The organism is Mycobacterium colombiense, assembly GCF_001672755.1.
Taxonomy (GTDB): Bacteria; Actinomycetota; Actinomycetes; order Mycobacteriales; family Mycobacteriaceae; genus Mycobacterium; species Mycobacterium colombiense_C.
The window spans coordinates 1-16,401 of the sequence record NZ_LZKI01000192.1; the positions used below are offsets into that span (position 1 = coordinate 1).

General features: G+C 65.6%; 7 protein-coding genes and 1 tRNA gene. 6 read left to right on the plus strand and 2 right to left on the minus strand.

Features of this window, described 5'->3' with window-relative positions:
* From A5708_RS24615 to A5708_RS24625, 3 genes are all read left to right on the plus strand, one after another.
* A partial coding sequence (locus A5708_RS24615) for a hypothetical protein (protein WP_081293082.1) occupies positions 1 to 9,231 on the plus strand: 9,231 nt, incomplete at its 5' end.
* Positions 9,228 to 9,935: a Type 1 glutamine amidotransferase-like domain-containing protein gene (locus tag A5708_RS24620; RefSeq protein ID WP_065031119.1), complete on the plus strand. Its 708-nt coding sequence runs from the start codon at positions 9,228 to 9,230 to the stop codon at positions 9,933 to 9,935. The genes A5708_RS24615 and A5708_RS24620, both read left to right, overlap by 4 nt.
* Positions 9,936 to 9,972: 37 nt before the next feature.
* Positions 9,973 to 11,583, plus strand: coding sequence for an AAA family ATPase (locus A5708_RS24625; RefSeq protein WP_065031124.1), 1,611 nt, complete (start codon positions 9,973 to 9,975; stop codon positions 11,581 to 11,583).
* Positions 11,584 to 11,632: 49 nt separating this feature from the next.
* Here the strand turns inward: A5708_RS24625 and A5708_RS24630 are convergent, their stop codons facing one another.
* A complete protein-coding gene (locus A5708_RS24630; protein ID WP_065031120.1) occupies positions 11,633 to 12,553 on the minus strand; it encodes a TPM domain-containing protein in 921 nt (306 codons plus the stop codon).
* A gap of 218 nt (positions 12,554 to 12,771) precedes the next feature.
* Between A5708_RS24630 and A5708_RS24635 the strand changes: the two genes are divergently transcribed.
* From A5708_RS24635 to A5708_RS24645, 3 genes are all read left to right on the plus strand, one after another.
* Positions 12,772 to 14,178, plus strand: coding sequence for an aldehyde dehydrogenase family protein (locus tag A5708_RS24635; RefSeq protein ID WP_065031121.1), 1,407 nt, complete (start codon positions 12,772 to 12,774; stop codon positions 14,176 to 14,178).
* Positions 14,179 to 14,332: 154 nt separating this feature from the next.
* A complete protein-coding gene (locus A5708_RS24640) occupies positions 14,333 to 15,673 on the plus strand; it encodes a DUF7159 family protein (RefSeq protein ID WP_155766176.1) in 1,341 nt (446 codons plus the stop codon).
* A gap of 91 nt (positions 15,674 to 15,764) precedes the next feature.
* A tRNA-Cys gene (locus A5708_RS24645) sits at positions 15,765 to 15,838 on the plus strand.
* 23 nt (positions 15,839 to 15,861) lie between these two features.
* On the opposite strand, the gene A5708_RS24650 is transcribed toward A5708_RS24645, so the two are convergent.
* A complete protein-coding gene (locus A5708_RS24650) occupies positions 15,862 to 16,245 on the minus strand; it encodes a YchJ family protein (protein ID WP_065031123.1) in 384 nt (127 codons plus the stop codon).
* Positions 16,246 to 16,401 lie beyond the last annotated feature (156 nt).

Below are 16,401 nucleotides of genomic sequence, written 5' to 3' on the forward strand. Positions count from 1 at the left end.
CCCCTCGCGGCGACGCTCGCCGATCTGCACCGCGACGGGACAGCCAACCGGCTTACCCTCGGGGGACTCGATGAGGAGGACGTGACCACGTACGTCGCAGAGGCAGGTTACGACGACGAGGAACTCGCGCACGCACTGGCCTCCGTTACGGGTGGTAACCCCTTCTTCCTCATCGAGGCCCTGCGCCATGTCGACGAGAGCGGCGGCGTGTGGGACCAGAGCACTCTGCCCCAGGGCGTGCGGGAAGCGGTGAGCCGCAGGCTTTCTCGGCTTCCGGCCGAGACCAACAAGGCCCTTGCGGCGGCCGCGGTCGTCGGTAGCCGGTTTGCCCTGGAGCTGGTCGAGCAGGTGGTCGGAAGCGACCTCGTCGACGCGTTCGACGAAGCGCGCCAAGCCGGCATCGTCATTGAGGAGCCCGGCGGCTACTACCGGTTCAACCACGCCATCGTCCGGCAATCACTGCTGGCCGAGCTGGCGTCGGTGCGGCGCATGCGATTGCACCAGCGGATCGCCGCGACCCTCGAGAATCTGCCCGGCGCCAACGACGAGCTGCTCGCCGAGCTTGCTCACCATTATTTCGAATGTGCTTGGGCCGGAAACGCAGCCAAGGCCGTCCTCTACTGCCGGCGCGCCGCGGATCAGGCGATGGCGCGACTCGCCTACGAAGGTGCGGCGGACCTCTACCACCAGGCCCTGCACGCGCTCGAGGAGATCGACGACGAGCTGCCCGACCGCGACGAGCAGACCGCGGAGCTGTTGATCGCGCGTTGCGAGGCTCTGTTGGCCGCGGGCGACGTGGCTTCGGCGGCGGGCGCGGTATCCCAATTGCAGCTAGCGACAGTTGATTCGGCGCGGCTGGCGGCATGGGCGACATGCTTCGACGGCCAACTCTCGATGCTGGTGCACCCCGAGCGGCTGGACGAGGTCGAGGCCGCTCTGGGCGCGGCCGCGGCCAAACTGGCCGAACTGGACGACGCCGCCGGAGAAGCCATGGCGCACACCGTGCGGGCGGCCTGCCTCAATCGTCTGGGACGAATCGGTGACTGCGAGGTCGCGCTGGACGACGCGCTGACAGCGGCGCGGCGAGCGCGTGAACACCGCCGAGTGAACGCGGTTTTGGCGGGAGCGCCGCTCGCAGCGCTGTGGGGCCCAAACCCGGTTCCGCGGGCGGGCGGGCGGTGTCTCGATGTGGTGCGGCTGTTGCGGATCACCACCGACTCCCCCGCCGTCGAGGCCACTTCGACCCGATGCCAGGCCGTGCTGGAGGCCTTTCGCGGTCGCGCAGCCGCGGCCCGGCGGATGATCGAATCGGCTCGGCGCACGGTCACCGAGCTCGGCCTGCGCCATGCGCTGCTCGAGGTCGAGCAGTCCGCCGGTATCGTCGAACTCATCGTCGACGACCCGGCCGCCGCTGAGCCGCATCTACGTAAGGCCTACAACGGCTTTCGCAGGATGGGCCTGGACGCCGATACCGCCGAGACCGCCGCGCTGCTGGGCCGGGGATGTCTTGCGCTGGATCGAGATGACGAGGCTCGTGAATTGTGCGCGGAGAGTGAGCGTCTCGCCGGGCACGCGCTGAAGGCGTCGATCGCGTGGCGGACGCTTCGGGCACATCTGCTGGCCCGCGACAACGATTACGACGCGGCCCGACGGGTTGCCTCAGAGGCAGTCGCTTTGGCCGAGCGCACCGACGCCCTGGTCGATCATGGCGACGCATGTTTCACGCTGGCAACGGTGTTGGGCGCCGCCGGCGATGCGGCCGGGGCCCGAGCCGCCGCCCAGCAAGCGGTCGACCTGTATGAGCGGAAAGGTGCTGCGACGCTTGCGGACATGGCGCGGGCCGTTCTCGGCGAGCCAGCTGAGCCGCCGACCCCGGCTCCTTCCGAGGTGCCCGTTGTCGAGCTGGACAGCGAATGCGTGCGGGTGGGTGAACGCGTGATGGCCGCTGTTCATCGTAAGGACTGGGATGAGTTCGAGCGGCTGTTCGCCCCAAATGTCTCCATCGATAATCGGCGGAAGATCGTCGGCGTTGACCACCCGTCTGACGCAATGCGGCGTGAGACGAGGCGTGAACTCGAGGCCGGCGTCACGCGTATCAACCATGTCATGATCGCTGCACGAGGCGAGCGGCTGGCTCTGTCTCGATTGATCACGAGTGCTGTCGACAAGAGTCCGGGAGCGCCGCACGACGAGCTTCTCCAGCTATACGCCATTGATGAGAATGGTCAAGTCGTGCGACAGGTGTGGTTCGACGTCGAAGACATGGACGCAGCGATGGCCGAACTCGACGCGGCCTACGCGCGTCTCGAGCACGAGCATTCGCAAACGCATCATCTGGAAAATGCCGCGACGGTCGCATACGAGCGCCTGCACGCCTATTTCAAGGCCCGCAACTGGGACGCGATAACCGAGCTACTCACCGACGACTATTGCGGCGACGATCGTCGTTCGGTGGTAGGTTCCGGGATCCGACGCGGCCCGGCTGCTGCGATCGAAGACTACCGGTCGGCCGCCGAAATACAGGTGACGGATGCGAGTTCGGAGACCGTTGCAACCCGCGGGGCGCGCTTGGCCCTCACCCGTGCCCGCTACGCGCGAAGCGCTTTGGAATCGGAGACATTCCGCGTCGACTTTCTCCAAATCGTCGAACTCGACGCCGACGAACGGATCGCGGCGATGGCCGCGTTCGACCTCGACGACTTCGACGCTGCCATCGCCGAGCTCGATGCCCGGTATCTCGCCGGCGAAGCGGCGGCGCACGCGCACACGTGGTCGGTGATCACGTCGACGTACGCCTCGATCAGGCGGCACGAATTCCCCGCGCTGACGGCCGATTGCGCGACTATGGACCATCGGCGGACCGCCGCGTTTGCGCCCGGTGAACTTCCCGCACGCATCCGTGCCGGTTGGGACATCGGGCAAGAGATCCGGCCGTACGTCGCGGTTGTACACCGGTTGACCGATCTCGGAGCGGTCTGCAGCGCTGCGTCGCATGGCGTTTCGCAAGAGGGCGTCGACGCCGAATGGCGGCAACTTGCCCTTTCGACGGTTGAGGGCGACATGGTCAACCGCTGCGAGATGTTCGACGAGGCCGACCTCGACTCCGCGATCGGAAGACTCGAACAGCTCAGCCGGCCGGCATCGCGATTGGAAAACACGGCCGCGCGCGTGTTCGAGCACGTCTGGTCGCACTTCGCGGCTCGGGACTGGGAAGCCATGGCTCAAACGGTCGCCGACACCTACGTGGGAACCGATCACCGACGAATCGTCAGTGCCGAAACTCAGCACGGTCGGGAGGAAGTGATCAGAGACCTGCAGGCGGCTGCGGAAGTCGGATTCTCGATCTCCATGGTAGACGCGATTGCAATCCGCGGAGAACGTCTGGTGCTCGCACGAACCCGCGCCGCCGGCACCGACCCCGGCGCGATCCAGAACGATGCCCTGAACGTGGTCGAGATCGACGCCGACGACCGGATCGCGAAGGTCGTCTCGTACGACCTCGAACACATCGATGCCGCCGTAGCCGAAGTCGATGCCCACTACCTCGCCGGCGAAGCGGCGGCCCACGCGCGCACGTGGTCGGCCGTAGCCCGTAGTTACGCCGCGCTCAACCGACACGAATTGCCGTTGACCACAGCGGACTGCGTCAACGTCGACCACCGACGGGAGACCGCGTTCGGGCCCGGGGATGTGAACGATTACATCCGCGCGGGGTTGGACGCGAAGCAAAACATCAACGTCTACGTTGAGCGAGTGCATCGGCTGGACGACGCCGGAGCAATCGTCACCTACGCGGCGCATGAGACTTCGCGAGAGGGCTTGCGTGCAGAGTGGCGTGGGATCGCCGTTTTCACGGTCGAAGGCGACATGATCAACCGCACTGAGGTTTTCGACGACTCGGATGTCGACACCGCGATCGCGAAGTTCGAGCAGCTGACCCGGCCGGCAGCGCAGTTGGAAAATGTGGCAAGCCGTGTGAACAAACGGTTCCAGGCGTGTTTCGAGGCCCGTGACTGGGAGGGGCTGACTCAAGGCCTGGCCGACAACGTTTCACACGACGATCGCCGGCGGATCGTCGGTATGGGATTGCGGCAAGGCCGGGACGCCATGACTGCCGAGGCACGGGCACTTGTGGCGATCGGCGTTACGAACGCAACCTCGGATGTCATCGCTATCCGCGGTCAGCGCCTCGTCTGCAGCCGGATCCGAACTTCGGGCCGCGACCAGCGTCCCGAGGCCTTCCACACTGACGCTTTCGAAGTTGTCGAGATCGACGCGGACGAGCGGATCGTGACACGTGTAGTGTTCGACGTCGACGATTTCGATGCCGCCATCGCAGAGCTTGATGCGCGCTACCTCGCCGGGGACAAACCGTTGGAGAACACGGCGAGCCAAGTGTACGACCGCGTGAACGCAAACTTCACGACCCGCGACTGGGACTCCATGGCAAATATCATGGCGGAGAACATGATCAACGACGATCGTCGACACACAGTGAACTCCGGAATCCGACGCGGCCGCGATGTCGAGATCGCGAACGGTCAAGCCTTCGCAAAACTCGGCGGCGAGAAGATCACAGCGACCGTCGTCGCCACCCGCGGCGAGCGCCTCGCGATGTGTCGTACGTCCATCGTTGGGCAGGGTTCACAGTCTGAGGCATTTCGTCTCGCGTTTCTCAGCGTCGTTGAGATCGACACCAGCGAGCGGTTAGCAGCTCATGTCGCGTTCGACACCGACGACTTCGATGCCGCCGTCGCCGAACTCGAGGCGCGTTACCTCGCCGGCGAAGCGTCGTCCCACGCCAGCACCTGGTCGGCGATCACCCGGGCCTACGCCGCGCTCAATCAGCGTCAGCAGCCGAGGACAACACCAGATTGGGTGAATATCGACCACCGACGAGGGCCGTCCTTCGCGCCTGGTGAATTGCCTTCCCTGCTGGCCAACTGGAACGCCACGCATGAATTTCGCAATTACATCGAGGCGGCGCATCAGCTGAGCGACCTAGGGGCTGTGGTCACCTCCGTGACGCATGAAACGTCCGAGGACGGCTTCAAAGCCGAGTGGCGCGGGATCAACGTTCTCACCATCAGGGGCGGCCTCATCGACCGTTTGGAAGTCTTCGACGAGTCGGACCTGGACGCCGCTCTCGCCGGTTTCGAGGCGGTTCAGGCGCCGGCGCGCCGGCTGGAGAATGCGGCAAGCCGGCTCTACGAGCGATTCAAGGCGGCATACGCAGCTCGTGACTTGCCAGCCGTCGCCGAGATGTTCGCCGACGACGTTTGCACCGACGACCGTCGTCGCGTCGTCAACTCCGGCCTCCGACCGGGTAAAAAGGCTGTGCTCGAGGAGATCTCGGCACTGGCCGATCTCGGCATCGACGTGACGACAGAAGTCATTGCGACTCGCGGCACGCGCCTGGTCCTCAGTTGTGTCCGAATCTCGGGCCCGGACGGGGGACCCGAGCGGTTTTACGCCGTCGGCTTCGACGTCCTAGAACTCGACGCCGACGGCCGGGCCGTCGCGCGCATCGTGTTCGACCTCGATGACATCGACGCGGCGTTCAGCGAACTCGACGCCCGTTACGTGGCGGGCGAAGCGGCCGCTCATGCGGTTGCGTGGTCTGTGGTGGCGGGCGTGCACGCGATGTTCAACCGGCGAGTACTTCCCCCCGAGGACTGGGTGACCATCGACCACCGGCGAGGTACACCGTTCGCCGCCAGCGATATGACTCCGGCCATCCACACCCTGTTCGACCTCACGCCGGATTTCCATGTTCACATCGACACCGTGCATCGGCTCAGCGATTTCGGGGCGGTGATCACCAACAAAGCACACGGTTCCTCGCGAGATGGCCTGGGGGTCGAATGGCGCATGGTGATGCTTCTCATTGTCGATCAAGACCGACTCGCGCGTTGCGAAGTATTCGACGAGAACGACTTAGACGCCGCGATCGCGCGGTTCGAACAGCTTCACCCGAAGGCGTCGCGGTCAGAGAACAGGGCGAGCCGAGCGGTTGAGCAATTCCTGGCGCATTTTGCGGCACGCGACTGGGATGCCATGGCGAACCTCATCGATGAGGATTTTCGCTCGGACGACCGCCGACGAGGCATAAACGCCGGAATCCGACACGGTCGCGATGTCGAGATGGCGAATTGGCGTGTCACCGCCGAGGTTTGGCAATCTGATATGCAAGCGGCCGTCGTTGCGACCCGCGGGGAGGGCCTCGTGCTCCTCCGCTTCACCTTCGCAAGTCAAGATTCGCTGCCCGCGGCGTTCCAAGCCGCGGCAGTTTCCGTCGTGCAGGTCAACGACGACGACCGATGCGCGGCTGTGGTGATTTTCGATCCCGACGACATCGACGCTGCTACCGAGGAACTCGAAACACGTTACCTGGCAGGAGAAGCAGCCGCCCATCGGCATACCTGGTCGACTCTGTTGCGAAATTTCACTGCATTCAACGAGCACAGGCTTCCCTTGACGACGCCAGACTGGGTCAATCTCGACCACCGGCGAGGACGTGCGTTCTCGTCCGGCGACTTGGTCCCTTACATCCACGCCACCTGGCAGGTGGCGCCGAAAGCCAAGATCTACGTCGTTGCGGTGCATCGGCTGGGCGATCACGGAGCAGTCGTCACCCAGTCGACACACGGGACGTCGCCGGACGGCTTCGACGCCGAGTGGCTCGAGGTCACCCTTCTGACGGTGGACGGGGACCTGATCAACCGTTGTGAAGTCTTCGACCAAGAAGACCTGGACGTCGCCCTCGCTCGATTTGACGAGCTGCACCGCCCGGCGCAGCGGCTGGAGAATGCAGCAAGCCGGGCGGAACACCAACTCTTTGCGGACTCAGCGGTGCGCGATTGGGCGGCCGTAGCCGAGGTCCTGGCCGACAATAGTTACGTCAACGATCGCCGGCGAGTGGTGAATGTCGGCTCGTGGGACGGTCGCGATGACGTGATCGCGAACATGCGCGCCCTGGAAGAGGGTCTCGCGCACGTGGCGTTGACAGTAACCGCCACCCGCGGGGAACGCCTCGCCCTCATTCGCATCCACTCCTTCAACCCCGGCTCACGGCGCGGGGAATTCGCCGTCGAGATACTGGGGATCGCCGAGATCGACTCCGCCGGGCGGATTGCGGCCCACATCTTTTTCGACGTCGACGACCTCGACGCCGCCTGTGAGGAACTCGAGGCTCGGTACCTCGCGGGCGAAGCGGCCGCGCACGCCCGTACATGGTCGGCTATCGTCGCGGCCTACGCTGCCATCGGTCGCGGCCAACTCTTCTCATTGACCGAGGATTTCGAGGACATCGACCATCGGTGCGGGGCAGCGATGGCGCCCGGCGACCTGACCGAATTTCTCCGTAGCGCCCTGGATCAGACACCTGACCTCACCATCCACATCGCGGCGGTGCATCGGCTGGCACCGGAAGGCGCAGTCGTCACTCACGCTGCGCGCGGGAGCTCGCCCGACGGGTTCGAGGCCGAGTGGCGCGAGGTCAGCATCTTGATGGTTGATGGCGACCAGATCAACCGAGTCGAAGTTTTCGACGACGCCGACCTCGACGTCGCGCTCACTCGTTTTGACGAACTGCACGCGCAAACACGGCGGCTGGAAAATGCGGCAAGCCAAGCGGATGACCGATTTTTTGGTTACTTCGGGGCTCGCGATTGGGAGGCGATGACCGAGATTCTGGCCGATGGCAGTTTTGTCGACGACCGCCGCCGCGTGGTGAATATCGGAGTGTGGCACGGCCGTGACGTCATGGTCGCAAACATGCGAGCTCTCGCGGAGGTGGCGCCGACCATAACGTCCGCCGTCGTGGCGACCCGCGGGGATCGCCTTGCCCTGGTTCATATCTGCGCCCCGAACCATGACCTACGACATGAAGAGTTCGGCGTCGAGATGCTCGGCGTCGCCGAAGTTGGCACCGACGGCCGGATGACGGCGCATGTCCTGTTCGACCTCGATGACGCAACCGGCGCCATCGAGGAGCTCGACGCGCGCTACCTCGCCGGCGAGGCGGCCGCCTACGCAAACACGTGGTCGGTGATTTCCGGTGTGGCCGCCCGATTCAATCGTCACGAACTTCCCGCGACGACGCCGGACCCGATTTACATCGATCATCGGCCGCTCGTATCAAGCGAGGGCGCTGATCTGGCCGCATCTATTCGTGCCGTATGGGACATCACGTCGGATTCCAGCGTCTACATCGAGGCCGTGCATCAACTGAGCGAACGCGGAGCCCTCTTCACCGAGGTGCTGAAAATGAGCTCGCAAGAGGGCTTCGACACGGAGACGCGGATGATCGTGCTGTTCGCCGTCATAGGCGACCTGATCAACCGCGTCGAAGTCTTCGACGAGGCCGACCTCGATGCCGCAGTCGCGAGGTTCGAAGAGCTCCAGCCACCGGTGCGGCTGGAGAATGCGGCAAGCCGGGTGCTTGACCGGGACTTTGCGTATTTCCGGGACCGCAACTGGGCGGCGATAGCCGAGATCCTGAGTGACGACAGTTTCGTCGACGATCGCCGTCGCGTGACGAGTTCCGGGTTCTGGGACGGTCGCGATGTCGTTATGGCAAACCTGCGAGCCCTCGCCGATGCCGCGCCCGTAGCGTGGGCCGTCATCGCGACCCGCGGGGAGCACCTCGCCCTCACTCGGATCTGCTCTCCGAACCGAAATCAGCAATACGGGGAGTTCAGCAGCGACATGCTCATCGTCGCCGAGATCGACACCGACGAGCGGATTGCGGCGCAGCTCGCGTTCGATGTCGATGACATGGACGCCGCCATAGGGGAACTCGAACGTCGCTATCTTGCAGGCGAAGCGGCTGCCCACGCTGACACGTGGTCGGTGATCACCGCGGGCTACGCCGCGCTTAACCGGCACGAACTCCCACCGGCTGCACCGGATTACGTGATCGTCGAACGCCCGTTGCACGCGACGATAGACGCGGGCGATTTGTCCAAAAACCTTGATGCCGCTTGGAATCTCATACCAGACCTCAAGGGTTACGTCGAGGCGGTGCACCGGTTAAGTGACCGCGCAGCGGTCGTCACCCATGCTGCGGAGGGGACCTCAAACGCGGGTCTGCACGCGGAGTGGCGCGGAGTCCACCTTGTGACTTTGCAGAGCGGCATGGTTGACCGCTGCGAAATCTTCGACGAGGCGGATCTCGATGCCGCGCTCGCGAGGTTCGAAGAACTCGCCGGCAAAGATCAGCCAAAGTGACGGCGCCACAACCTCAACCGCTCTATCTGCTGGCGGACAGCCAGCTGCTGTTCTGGAAGCACGACGGCAAATTACTTCTCGAAACTGCCCTTGATACGAACGAGCCACCGAGCGCAGCGTACGTCGGGGCCTCCAACGGCGACCGTCCGGAGTTCTACGAAATCTTCGAAGCGGCGATGGATGCGGCGGGAATCACCGATCGCCGGATGATCGGTTCGTCGTTCGGACCGGACGACCGCGCATTCCTGGAGCGTGCCCGGTTAATCCTCCTCGCGGGCGGCGATGTGCGTCTTGGCTGGAACACGTTCGAGAAAACCGGCATGAAGGACGTGATCCTGGATCGATATGTGAGAGGGGCTGTCCTAGTGGGAATTTCGGCCGGTGCGGTCCAGCTCGGACGGTATGGCATCGTCGACACATCGGATACCGAGGAGACGGAAGTACTCGGCATGTTCGATCTGATCCCCCTGGTTATCGACGCCCACGATGAGCGAGCCGAGTGGGCCCGGCTGTCGCGGGCAATTCAGACGCTCAAGGGAACGACCACCGGGCTAGGCATCCCGTCCGGCGGAGGCGTCATCGCCCACCCGGACGGCACCGTTGAGCCCCTGCGCTATCCCACCCATGCCTTCACCTTCGATGGCGCCGGCGTCACGCGCACAACCTTGCCCGCCGGCGTTCGGCCAGGATACGAAAGCCCTTGACGGCTACCCGAACCGCCTGCAATCGTTCGGCGAGACCATGACGCATGCCTTCGACCCGGCCGGACCCGACGGCCACCCGCGAATCGTCGCCGATTTGCTGCGACCCGATGCCTACGACCCGCCGGCCTTCGACATACGTCTCCACGAGACGCACAGCTCGTGGGTCTTTCTCGCCGGCGCCTATGCCTACAAGCTCAAGAAGCCGGTAAACCTGGGTTTCCTCGACTTCACCAGCGTGGAGCGGCGTCGCGCCGACTGCGAAGAGGAGCTGCGACTCAATCGGCGGTTCAGTCCCCAGATGTATCTGGGAATCGTCGAAGTCACCGAGCGGGACGGCCATTACCGGGTAGACGGCGAACCCGGGTCGGGCGAGCCGGCCGTATGGATGCGGCGTCTGCCCGAAGAGGGCATGCTGCCGGCCAAGCTCGCCCGCGGCGACGTCGACATGCATCTCGCGCGACGAATCGGCCGTACGCTGGCCAAGCTGCACAGTCAGGCCGAAACGGGTCCCGACATCGACGCATACGGGCGACCTTCCAGTGTGATCGCGAACTGGCGGGAGAACTTCGACCAGATAAGCCCTTTCGTCGGTCGAACCATTTCGAGCGACGTCAACGAGGACATCCGAACCTACGTCGACCAGTTCATGCAGGAGCAGGCGTCGTTGCTCGAGCGGCGCGTAGCCGACGGGCACGTGCGGGACGGCCACGGCGACCTGCACGCCGCCAGCATCTGCATCGATGACGGCCAGATCCTGCTGTTCGACAGCTTGCAGTTCGCGCCGCGCTATCGGTGCGCCGACCTGGCCTCGGAAGTGGCTTTTCTGGCAATGGATTTCGAGTACCACGGCCGCGCTGACCTGGCGTGGGGGTTCGTAGATTCCTATGTGCGCGCCAGCGGTGATGACGGACTGGTCAGCCTGCTGGACTTCTATACCTGCTACCGGGCCTACGTGCGTGGCAAGGTCCGCAGCCTGCGTCTAGCACAGGCCGAACAGGCATTCGGTGGTGAAGCCCGTCAGCTCGTCGCCGAATCGCGGGCGTATTTCGATTTGGCGTGGGCGCACGCGGGTGGGCTACCTCACCGACCGATGGTGGTCACCATGGGTTTGCCGGCAAGCGGCAAGACCACCCTGGCGCGCGCGCTTGCCGGCCGATTGGGGTTGGTGCACCTCTCGTCAGATGTGGCGCGCAAGAGAATGGCGGGCATTGAGCCCACTCGCCGCGGTAACGATGAATTCGGCTCGGGGCTCTACGATCCGGCCATGACGCGCAGCACCTATGCCGCGCTGCGTCGCGACGCCGCGCGCTGGTTACGGCGCGGCCGCGGCGTGGTCGTCGATGCGACATTCGGCAATCCGCGCGAGCGGTCCCAAATCCAGCAACTGGCGCACCGCCTCGGCGCCGACCTGCACGTCGTGCTGTGCGAGGCGGACGACGCGACCCTGATCGCCCGACTCGAGCGGCGCGCTAGCGAGCAAGGTGTTGTCTCGGATGCGCGGATCGAGCTGTGGCCCGAGCTGCGGGCCGCGTTCACGCCTCCCGAGCAGCAGCCGTCCCTTCTGCGGGTCGACGCGACGCGGGATACGGAGGAGACCGTCGAGCAGACGCTGACGCTGCTGCGTGCCGCCTACCGCCGGCTCCTGTAGTCCACCACCAAATGATCTGCGCGCCTTTTGGTTTGGCGGATCAGGCCGATCACCGGGTAGACGTGCTGCCTCGTCGGCGCGGCGTGCGGTGCGCTTCCAGAACGTCGCCGTTGGCCAGGCTTTGCGCCTGAGCAGCCAACGTCGATGCCCTGTTGGCGTAGGCAACGGCGTCGCCGTCGTTGCTCGTTTCCACGCCGTGCGCGGCCGCCAGGTGCCGTTTCGCCTCATCGAGCCGCGCCTGGGCCTCGGAGCCGATGTTGGAGCGATACCTGGCTACATAATCGGAGATTTGACGCACTCTGGCATCCGCGACGTACAACGCCTGCTGCACCGCATGATCGCCCGCGCCAATGTCCAGCTGTGCACCGCTGCGGGCGGCGCGCCTGCGGCGGCGTGCACGCAACAGCACCAAAAGCAATGCGATCAGAAGCACGACCACGATGACGCCGATAGCGATCAGCGGCCAGATCGGCTTCGACGAGCTCGCCGCCTTTGCCGAGCTTGTCGATTTGTCCAACCCGTCGGCCGCGGCGACCGCGGCGCCGCCCCAATTCTTCGCGCCCAGTACCGGTTCAATCTGGTTGGTTTGCAAGCTGTTCAGCTCGGCCGGCGTCAGGCCTTGCACCTGTGGCGGCACGCTGAATGCGTACAGCTTGGTGTTCGTGGCCACGGCCAGCAGCACGTCGTGGTCGCCCAACCCGCTGGCACTGCGGGTTCGGTCGGCCCAGTTGTCGGGTTTGAACCTGTTGAAGTTGTCGACGTAGACCACCCACAGTTGGATGTGGCGGTCGCGGTCGAGCCGGTCGATGGCGGCGCTGACCGCCGCCCGGTCGGACGCCGTCAACACCCCGGTGCTGTCGGTGATGTGATCGGTGAGCTTGGACGGCGGTTGCGCCCCGGCGGGAGATGCCCACAGCAGACCCGCCGTGAGAATTGCCAGGACTACGCCGAACAGGCGAAAAACCCGCATACGGGTAATCTAGCCGCCAATTCGCGGCGGCGCGGGCCGGCTTCAAACCCGCGGCCACCAAATCGCCGGTCCGGTGTCGACAGCCCGGTGACCAGCGCAATCCGCCTGCATCTGGCGCCCCGCGTGACGCCCAGGCGTACTGGACACCCTATGGTTAAGCGCGTAACCTCTGTCGCGCGACGACAGTATTTCCCGCGAGTGAAGGGCCACGAGGAACATTGAGTAACACCATTGCGGTCTTCAACCCGTCCAACGAGGAGCAGATCGCGGAGGTCCCCGATTCGGACCAGGCGGCCGTCGACGCGGCGGTGGCCCGGGCGCGCGAGACCTTCGAGTCGGGCGTGTGGCGCAAGGCCCCGGCGTCGCACCGCGCCAACGTCCTCTTCCGCGCCGCGCGCATCATCGAGGAACGCAAAGACGAGCTGGCCGCGCTCGAGGCCCAAGACAATGGCATGAACCTGACGGCCGCCGGCCACATCATCCCGGTATCGGTGGACATGCTGAAGTACTACGCCGGTTGGGTCGGCAAGATCCACGGCGAGTCGGCCAACCTCGTCTCCGACGGCCTGCTCGGCACCTGGGAGACGTACCACACCTTCACCCAGCTCGAGCCGGTCGGCGTCGTCGGCCTCATCATCCCTTGGAACGGGCCGTTTTTCGTCGCAATGCTCAAGGTCGCGCCCGCACTCGCGGCGGGGTGCAGCGCCGTCCTGAAACCCGCCGAAGAGACGCCGCTCACCGCGCTGAAATTGGAAGAGATCTTCCGCGAGGCGGGTCTGCCCGACGGCGTCCTGAACGTGATCACCGGCTACGGCGAGACGACGGGTGCGGCACTCACCGCGCATCCGGACGTCGACAAAATCTCGTTCACCGGGTCGACGGAGGTCGGGCGGCTGATCGTGAAGGCGGCCGCGGGCAACCTCAAGCGGCTGACGCTCGAGCTCGGCGGAAAGTCGCCGCTGATCATGTTCGACGATGCCAATCTGGATAAGGCCATCATGGGAGCCGGCATGGGTCTGCTCGCCGGTTCGGGGCAGAACTGCTCCTGTACCTCGCGCATGTACGTCCAGCGCGGCATCTACGACCAGGTGGTCGAGGGCCTCGCCGGATTCGCGCAGATGCTGCCGATGGGCGGCAGCGACGACCCCGATTCGGTGCTGGGCCCGCTGATCAGCGAGAAACAGCGCACGCGCGTGGAAGGCATCGTGAACGACGGCGTGGCCGGCGGCGCGCAGGTGATCACCGGCGGCAAGCCGATGGACCGCAAGGGCTACTTCTATGAGGCGACCATCGTCACCAACACCACGCCGGACATGCGGCTCATCAAAGAGGAGATCTTCGGTCCGGTCGGCTGTGTGATCCCGTTCGACGACGAGGACGAGGTGATCGCCGCGGCGAACGACACACACTACGGGCTGGCCGGCTCGATCTGGACCGAGAACCTCAGCCGCGCCCATCGTGTGGTGAATGAGCTTCGCGCGGGCCAGATTTGGGTGAACTCCTCGCTGGCGGCCGACCCGTCGATGCCGATCAGCGGCCACAAGCAGTCGGGCTGGGGCGGCGAGCGCGGCCGCAAGGGCATCGAGGCCTACTTCAACACCAAGGCCGTCTACATCGGACTCTGATTCGTTCGCGACCGGCGGCGGGAGGCCGCCCGTAGTCCGCCGACAGGCGCTTATCGCCTCGACCGCTGATGACGGCGCCCCGGCTTCGACTGCGTAATCAGGGGATACGCTGGAAGTCGGGTCAGGGTCCGCATCAAGCCATGTGGGAGGGGCGGTGGAAACCGTACTCGGTGTGTCGATGACACCCACGGCGGTCCATATGGTCGTGGTCGAAGGGGAACACGCCGACGGTGCCACGGTCGACACGGACGAGTTCGAAGTGTCCCCTACTCAAAATCGAGGAGATCAGGCGGCGCCCCGTCAGGTTGTCTCGGCAATCCTGGGAACGCGGGAGGCGGCGGCCGAAACCGGTTGCCAGCTGGCTTCGATCGGCGTGACGTGGACCGATGCCACCGAGGCCGCCGCCCTGGAAGAGTTGCTGTCCGGTCAGAGGCTCGAGAAAGTCATGCTGGTCTCGGCATTTCTGGCGGCGGCCGCGTTGACCCAGACGGTGGGCAATACGACCCGGTACGCGCACACCGCGTTGCTGTTCGTTGAGCCAACCACCGCGACCATGGCTGTGGTGGACACTGCCGACGGTTCGGTCACCGATGTGCGCCGGCAGGAACTCCCCGATGACGAATACGAGGCGTTGGCCACGTTGATCGCGATGGCCGCTGATGCCGAGGCGATGGAACGACGGCCAGACGGTTTGTTCGTAGTCGGCAGCGACGGCGTCGACATCGCCGCGATCCGAGAGGAGCTGCAGGCGGCCAGTTCCCTTGTATTGAGCACACCGGAGGAGCCGGAGCTGGCGCTGGCCAGGGGCGCGGCGCTGGCCTCGGCACATCCGCCGTTGTTCTCGTCCTCGACCGCAGCGATCGCTTACGCGCAAGATCCTGCGAGCGGTGCGGTGGTTCCCCATGCGTTGGCCGTCGGCGGCGCGGACAACGCCGCCACCGTGGAACGTGGTGCTGAGGCGTTGGCCTATAGCGCCGACCCCGCGGAGGCCGGCGCGTTCGGCACCGGCGCCTATCCCGCGTCGGTCGACGACCCGCCAGCCGGCACGGGGACCGGCTTCGGTGCTCCGCCGTTCGAGCAGCGGGCCACTCGGCCGTTCTTGGTGGCGTTGAGCGTGTTGGCGTTATTTGTCGGCGGCGTCCTGGCCCTCGTCATCGCGTTGGCGATCGCGATTCGACCGCACGCCGACACCAGACCGCAAATCGGCGCACGCGTCGTCGCGCCGGCCGCGCCCGCACCTGCCAACGCTCCGACACCGGCACCGGCGCCGGCAGGTGTTGCGCCGGCGCCCGCGGCACCAGCGCCTGCTGCCCCGCCTGCGCTTCCGGCGCCCCCTCCCGGATTGCCCCTGCCGCCGCCCCGGTTTCCGGGGCCGGCCGGACCTGCGCCAGGCGCACCCGCTCCTCCGATCCCCGCCCTACGTCCCCCAATCCCCGCCGGGCCGCCGGCCCTGCCCGTCCCGCACATCCCGGTGCCCGGCATTCCTCATCTGTAGGACGCCGTCAACGGCCGACGCCTCTCCGAAATGATCGGGCCGAGTAAAAGACTGGGCTATGCCCGCGTCCGCTGGCATGGTTGCGAGTTGTGCGGGTGTGGCTGAGTGGTTAGGCAGCGGCCTGCAAAGCCGTATACACGGGTTCAAATCCCGTCACTCGCTCCAAGGCAGAACGACGTGGAGCGCCGCTACGAATCGTCCACGGCGTCGAGGTAGAACCATCGGCCGGCCCGGCGTTCGAAGCGGCTGCGCTCATGCAGTTTTCCGGCGCGGCCCCCGGACTCGTAGCGGGCGGTGAATTCCACTTCCCCGGAATCGTCGCCCGGCCCACCCGCCAGGGTGTCGATCACCCGTAAGCCGGTCCAGGTGATGCCCGGGTCGACGGTCACGTCGGCCGGGCGGGTGCGCGGGTGCCACGTGCGGAACAGGTAGTCGGCGTCACGGTAGGCGAATGCCGAGTACCGAGACCGCATCAATTCCTCGGCTGTCCGGGCCTGCGACCCACCCTCGTGAAGCGGCGCGCAGCAGGCGTTATAGCTGTTGTCGCTGCCACACGGGCACGGTTCGCTCATGCCAAAAGCCTGCCAGAGTCTTACGGGGACGCGGCGTCCTGCAGCACCTGTTGCAACTTGTCCAGCGGATCGCCTCCCGCGGGATCAAGCCGGCGTGGCGGGATCTCCCGGCCGTCGGGCGCGACGGTGGCGACCGGCGGCGGTGGCGGGGGTGGA

Bases quoted from the DNA above. Each gene is read 5' to 3' on its own strand.
- A5708_RS24630 (WP_065031120.1), bottom strand. From the start codon at position 12,553: ATGCGGGTTTTTCGCCTGTTCGGCGTAGTCCTGGCAATTCTCACGGCG.
- A5708_RS24625 (WP_065031124.1), top strand. From the start codon at position 9,973: ATGACGCATGCCTTCGACCCGGCCGGACCCGACGGCCACCCGCGAATC.
- A5708_RS24650 (WP_065031123.1), bottom strand. From the start codon at position 16,245: ATGAGCGAACCGTGCCCGTGTGGCAGCGACAACAGCTATAACGCCTGC.